Origin of the sequence: Cellulomonas biazotea (assembly GCF_004306155.1) — a bacterium.
GTDB lineage: Bacteria > Actinomycetota > Actinomycetes > Actinomycetales > Cellulomonadaceae > Cellulomonas > Cellulomonas biazotea.
In genome coordinates this window covers 1-6,364 of the sequence record NZ_BIMR01000154.1, presented here as the reverse complement: position 1 = coordinate 6,364, position 6,364 = coordinate 1, and the positions used below count along the sequence as shown (strand labels likewise).

Below are 6,364 nucleotides of genomic sequence, written 5' to 3'. Positions count from 1 at the left end.
CCCACGGCCCCGGTCCCGACCGTCGCGCCCGCGTCACCCGCGCCCCCGCCCGCGGCCTCGGCGTCCGCATCCCCGCCCGCGGCCTCGGCGTCCGCATCCCCGCCCGCCGCCTCGACGGCGACCTCCCCTGCCGTCCCGCCGTCGCCCCCCGTGCGGACCCCACCGCCCGCACCCCCCACCGAGCCGCTGCACGCCGCCGTGCCCGCCCCGACGGGCGTCACGGCGGCCCTGGGCGAGGTCCTGCTCCCCGACGCCTCCACCCCCGTCCTGGAGGCCGCGGAGGTGGGCGTCCGGGACCGGTCGCGCTGGCTCGTGCGCGGCCTCGACCTGCGCCTCGGCCGGGCGACGGTGACGTGGCTCGTGACGCTCGACCCGTTCGCGCGCGACGCGACGGCGCTCGCGCTCGCGGGCCGCCTGGCCGTCGACGAGGGGCACGTGCACGTCGTGGACCCGCACGACGCGACGCGCCGCTCGGGCCGGCAGGTCCGCCGGGTGGTCGGGATCGGCTGGGTGCCGCGGCTGCGGCTGCTGGAGGACCGGTCGCGTGTCGCGGAGGTCGTCCGCCAGGCGTACCGGCGCGCGGGGGACCGGCTGGACGACGAGGCGGTCGGGACGCTGCTCGACGGCGCGGGCCTGGCAGGTGCGGCCGAGGTGGTCGCCGACGACCTGCCGGCGTCGCAGAAGGCGCTGCTCGGCCTGGTCGTGGCGGCGGCGGGCGACCCGCCGGTCGTCGTCGCGCCGTTCCCGTCGGGGTCGGCGCAGGACCGGGACGCGATGACGGCGTTCGCGGAGCGGCTCGCCCGGGACGGCTCGACGGTGCTCGTGGTCACGGCGGGCGACTTCCGGCCGCCGGACGTCGGCCCGCAGACGCGCGTCCTGGGGAGGGTGTCGTGAGGGCCGCGCTGCTCACGCTCGCGCGGTTCGGGCGGGACCGTCTGGCGGTGGTCGTGCTGGTCGCCGTGCTGGCCGTGCCCGCGCTGTACGGCGGGCTCCTCGTCTGGGGGTTCTGGGACCCGTACGGACGGACAGGCGACATCCCGGCGGCGCTGGTCAACCTCGACGAGCCCGTCGAGGCGCCCGACGGCAGCGAGGTCGCGGCGGGCGACGACCTGGAGCAGGTCGTCCTGACGTCGGGCACGCTCGACTGGACGACGACCGACGCGGACACCGCGGCGGCGGGGCTCGAGGACTCGACGTTCTCGGTCGTCCTGACGATCCCACCGGGCTACTCGGCGCAGGTCGCGTCGCTCGCGGGCGACGCGCCCGAGCAGGCGGTCGTCGAGGTCCGCACGGACGACGCGGGGAACTACCTCGTCGGGGTGCTCGCGCGGGACGCGTCGGACGGGATCCAGGAGGTCGCGGGCAGCCAGGTCCGGGCCGACTACCTCGACGTCGTGTACGGCCTCCTCGGGCAGGCGAGGGACGCGGGCGGCGAGGTCGGCGGGACCGCGCAGGACCTCGCGGACGGCACGCAGCAGGCCGCCGACACGGCCCGCCAGGTCGCGGACGGCGCGACCCAGCTCGCCGACGGCGTCGCGCAGGTCGCCGACGCGCTCGCGGACGTGGACGACGCGGTGGCGGACACCCCGCAGGTCGCGGACGCGATCGAGGACCTCGCGGGGGCGCTCGCGGCCCGCACGGCGGGGGCCTCGGAGGCCGCCGAGGACGTGTCGGCCCGCCTGTCCGCGCTGGAGGACAGCCTCGCGGCGTCGGGCCAGACGGACGCGGCCGCGCAGGTCGGCCAGATCCGCGACTCGTTCGACGCGACGGTCGTGCCCGCGATCGACGACGCCGCCTCCGACGCGTCGGACATCGCGGACGACGCGGGGGCCCTGTCGGAGCTCGCGGCGGACGCCGTCGCGTCGGCGGGTCTCGCGAACGAGCAGGGCGCGGCGCTGGCGGACGGTGCGCAGGCCGTCGCCGACGGTGCCCAGGACGTCGCGGCGACGCTGGCCGACGACCTCGCACCGGCCGCGCAGCAGCTCGCGGACGGCCTCGCGCGGGCCGCGGAGGAGCTCGACGTGCCGATCACGGACGTCGACGGCGAGACGTTCGGCGAGATCCTGTCCCGGCCGGTCACGGTCGACCTCGTCCGGGAGCACGCGGTCGCGTACCCCGGTGACGGGTTCGCGCCGGCGTTCGCCGGGCTGGGCCTGTTCGTCGGGGCGCTGCTCGTCTTCCTGGTCCTGCCGCCGCTGGACCGGCGCCTGCGGCTGTGGGGCGCGGGTCCGCTCGCGGTCGCGGCGCCGCCCCTGCTCGCGGGCGGTGCGGTGGTCGTCGTGCAGTCGGCGCTCCTGCTCGGCGCGCTGCTGCTCGTCGGCGTCACGCCCGACGCGCCGTGGGTCCTGCTCGGGGTGCTCGCGGCGTCCGCGGTGAGCTTCGTCGCCCTCGTGCAGCTGCTCCGGGCGGTGCTCGGGGTGGTGGGCGAGCTCGTCGGCGTCGCGCTGCTGGCGGTGCAGCTCGCTGCGGGCGAGGGGGCGTTCCCCATCCAGACGACCGACCCGGTGCTGCAGGCCGTCCACCCCTACCTGCCGTTGAGCTGGACGGTCGATGCGGTGCGCCGCGCGGTCGCCGGCGGGCCGCTGCTCCCGTACGTCGCGGTCGACGTGGCGCTGCTCCTCGGCGTGGCGGTCGTCGCGTTCGCCCTGACCTGCCTCGCGGCGCGTCGACGCGAGCGCTGGACCACGTCCGCGCTGCGCCCGTCGGTCGAGCTCGTCTGAGCGTCGGCGGAGCGCCGCCGGACCGTCCCGGTGTGAAGCCGCAGGTCACCGCGTGACCTAAGTCCCGCGCCGCGGCCCTCCGGGGGGAGTGAGATAGCGGTCAAGGCCCCGGAGAACCGGCAGGTGCGGCCGGCCGGGGTAGCAGGGGGCGAGCTGCCCGGACGTGGGGACGCGTCCGTGGCACAGGAGGAGGGCGCGTCCGACCCCCGGTCCCCGCGCGCCCTCCTCCGCGCCCCCTTTTTCGCGCGCTCTTTTGCGAGCGCCCTTTTCGCGCGCCCCCGAAACCGCCTCTGACCAGGCATTTTCAACGACCACATCGTGGACTTTGGTCCCGGTCGACAGTCGTTTCGGGACGCCACGATCTTCACGTGAGCCCGATCGGCTCACCGGGTCTGGGGAGACCCGCACTCCGGGGGTACCGAAAGGTCACGAACCATGAGCACCAGCACCATCCGCAGCGCCTCGCAGGCCAAGCTGTTCGGCCTGATCGTCATGATCCTGGGCGGGGTCTTCCTCGTCGCCGGGGCCGTCACGTGGGGCGCCGTCTCCAGCAACCTCAAGGCCGAGAACATCACCGTCGCCGAGGACGCCGACATGTTCGCCGGCCAGGTCGTCGACACGCCGTGGGAGGCGTTCTCGCAGGCCGCGATCATCAACCACCACGCGCTCGACATGTCCGGCGGCAAGACCTACGCCGAGCTCGACCGCGAGGACCCGGTCCGCGCGACCGTCATGAACGGCTCGTTCCTGCGGGCCTCGCTCTTCACCTCGGTCGTGGCCTTCGGCGTCGCCCTGCTCGTCATGGGCCTGGGCGTCACGTTCGGGGTCGTCGGCTGGGCCATCCGCTCGCTCGGTGTCGCCGTCGCCGGAACCTCGGCGACGCCTGAGCGGCCCGTGGTGGCCGCGGTCTGATCCGCTCGGCGCTCGCGCCGGCAGCGGCGGTGACCCCGCCGCGGTGACGACCACCGGAAGGCCGGTACCCGACCAGGGGGTACCGGCCTTCCGTCTGCCCAGGACCGGGCCGGGCGCCGCGTGCGACCGGCTCCGTCACAACCCGTTCCCCGTGACCTGCGGGGCCGAGCCCGACTACGGTGACAAGGGTGACAGCGAACACCGAACCCATCGCGACTCGTGAGCGAACTGTCGAGGGCTTCGTGCGGGAGTACCTGCGCGAGCTGAACTTCGGGCAGGGGGTCGACCTCTCCCGTGCCTCCGTCAACGACCAGTACCTCGCCCTCGCGAGGACCGTCCGCCACTACCTCATGGTCCGCTGGCTGGAGACGCTGCGGCGCCAGTCCGAGGTCCAGGCGAAGTCCGTGGCCTACCTCTCGGCCGAGTTCCTGCTGGGCCGCCAGCTCGACAACGCGCTGCTCGCCGCCGACCTGACCGACATCGTCGAGGAGGGGCTGTCCGGCCTCGGCATCGACCTCGACACGCTGCGCCAGGCCGAGGTCGAGCCCGGTCTCGGCAACGGCGGCCTCGGGCGCCTCGCGGCGTGCTTCATCGACTCCCTCGCGACGATGAACGTGCCGAGCATCGGGTACGGCATCCGCTACGAGTACGGCATCTTCCGGCAGACGTTCGTCGACGGGTGGCAGGTCGAGAAGCCCGACTCGTGGCTCACCCTCGGCTCGCCGTGGGAGTTCCCGCACCCCGAGATGGCCGTCGAGGTCAGCTTCGGCGGGTCCGTCGCGGACTGGGAGGACGACGACGGCACGGTCCGGCGGCGCTGGACCCCGGGCTGGAGCGTCCTCGGCGTCCCCTACAACTACATGGTCCCGGGGTACGGCAACGGCCGCGTCAACACGCTGCGGCTGTGGAGCGCCCGGGCGACCCGCGCGTTCGACCTGGAGATCTTCAACTCCGGCGACTACGCGCAGGCGGTGCGCGCGCAGACGTTCGCGGAGAACATCTCGAAGGTCCTCTACCCCGAGGACTCGACCCCGCAGGGCAAGGAGCTGCGGCTCCAGCAGCAGTACTTCTTCGTCGCGTGCTCGCTCAAGGACTTCGTGGACCAGGTCCTGCCGAAGGACTTCGACCTCACGAACCTGCCGGACCGCATCCACTTCCAGCTCAACGACACGCACCCGGTCATCGCGATCCCGGAGCTCATGCGGATCCTCGTCGACGAGAAGAAGTGGTCGTGGGACGACGCGTGGAGCGTCGTGCGGCAGGTCTTCTCCTACACGTGCCACACGCTGCTGCCCGAGGCCCTGGAGGTCTGGTCCGTCGAGCTGCTCGGCCGGCTCCTGCCGCGGCACCTCGAGATCATCTACCGGATCAACGAGGAGTTCCTGCTCGGCCTGCGCGCCGCGTACCCGGACGACGAGCTGCGGGCCCGGCGGATGTCGATCGTCGCGGAGTTCCCCGAGCGGGGGATCCGCATGGCGCACCTCGCGACCGTCGCGGGCGTCAAGGTCAACGGCGTCGCCGCCCTGCACTCGCAGCTGCTGCGGGACAAGGTGCTGCACGACTTCGCCGAGTACTACCCGGGCAAGTTCACGAACGTCACCAACGGCATCACGCCGCGGCGGTTCGTGCGGCTGTCGAACCCCGGGCTGTCGGGCCTCATCACCGAGGCGGTCGGCAGCGACGCGTGGGTGTCGGACCTCGACCGGCTGCGCGAGCTCGAGCCCCTCGCGGACGACGCCGAGTTCCGGCGCCGGTTCCGGGAGGTCAAGGCCGCGAACAAGCGGCGGCTCGTCCAGGTCCTCGTCGAGCGGGACGGGATCGAGCTCGACCCCGACACGATGTTCGACGTCATGGTCAAGCGCCTGCACGAATACAAGCGGCAGACGCTCAAGCTCCTGCACGTCGTGACGCTGTACCAGCAGATCACGACGGGAGCGCTCGACGTCGAGGACGTCACGCCCCGCACCTTCGCGTTCGGCGCGAAGGCCGCCCCCGGCTACCGGATGGCCAAGCAGATCATCGGCCTCATCAACGCGGTCGGCCGGACCGTCAACGCGGATCCCGCCGTGCAGGGCCGCCTCACCGTCGCGTTCCCCGCCAACTACAACGTCACGCTCGCCGAGACCCTCATCCCGGCCGCCGACCTGTCCGAGCAGATCTCGCTCGCCGGCAAGGAGGCGTCCGGCACGGGGAACATGAAGTTCATGCTCAACGGCGCGCTGACCATCGGCACGGACGACGGCGCGAACGTCGAGATCCGCGAGCTCGTCGGCGACGACAACTTCTTCCTGTTCGGGCTCACCGAGCCGGAGGTCGCCGAGGTCGTCGAGAGCGGCTACCACCCGACGTCCTACTACGAGACGAACCCGCACCTGCGGCACGCCCTCGACCTCATCGCGTCGGGCGCGTTCTCCGACGGGGACCGCAGCGTGTTCGAGCCCGTCGTGTCGAACCTGCTGCACGAGGACCGGTTCCTGGTGCTGGCCGACTTCCAGGCGTACCTCGACGCGCAGGCCCGCGTGGACGCCGCCTACGCCGACCCGGAGGCGTGGACGCGGTCCGCGATCCTCAACGTCGCGCGCGGCGGGTTCTTCTCCTCCGACCGGTCGATGCGGGACTACCTCGACCGCGTCTGGCACGCCCACCCGGTGCCGCCGATCTCCTGACACCGTCCCGTGGAGACTGTGGCGCCCGGTGCGACACAGTCTCCACGGCGGTGCCGACGGCGGTGC

The 6,364-nt window shown here is 73.5% G+C and carries 4 protein-coding genes; all 4 read left to right on the top strand.

Going from position 1 to position 6,364, the window contains the following annotated elements; genetic code table 11:
* Positions 1-150: 150 nt before the first annotated feature.
* The 4 genes from CBZ_RS10880 (at position 151) to CBZ_RS10865 (ending at position 6,298) form a co-directional block, all read left to right on the top strand.
* Entirely contained in the window at positions 151-894 is a 744-nt protein-coding gene (locus CBZ_RS10880; RefSeq protein WP_165446735.1) for a hypothetical protein, read from the top strand.
* A complete protein-coding gene (locus tag CBZ_RS10875; RefSeq protein ID WP_130781571.1) occupies positions 891-2,720 on the top strand; it encodes a YhgE/Pip family protein in 1,830 nt (609 codons plus the stop codon). The genes CBZ_RS10880 and CBZ_RS10875 overlap by 4 nt, the downstream gene beginning before the upstream one ends.
* A 435-nt stretch (positions 2,721-3,155) precedes the next feature.
* Positions 3,156-3,632, top strand: a complete 477-nt coding sequence (locus CBZ_RS10870; RefSeq protein WP_130781570.1) for an aromatic ring-opening dioxygenase LigA — start codon at positions 3,156-3,158, stop codon at positions 3,630-3,632.
* Between the two features lie 179 nt (positions 3,633-3,811).
* Positions 3,812-6,298 carry a glycogen/starch/alpha-glucan phosphorylase gene (locus tag CBZ_RS10865; RefSeq protein WP_130781569.1) on the top strand — a complete coding sequence of 829 codons (2,487 nt, stop codon included), beginning with the start codon at positions 3,812-3,814 and terminating at the stop codon, positions 6,296-6,298.
* Positions 6,299-6,364: the final 66 nt, after the last annotated feature.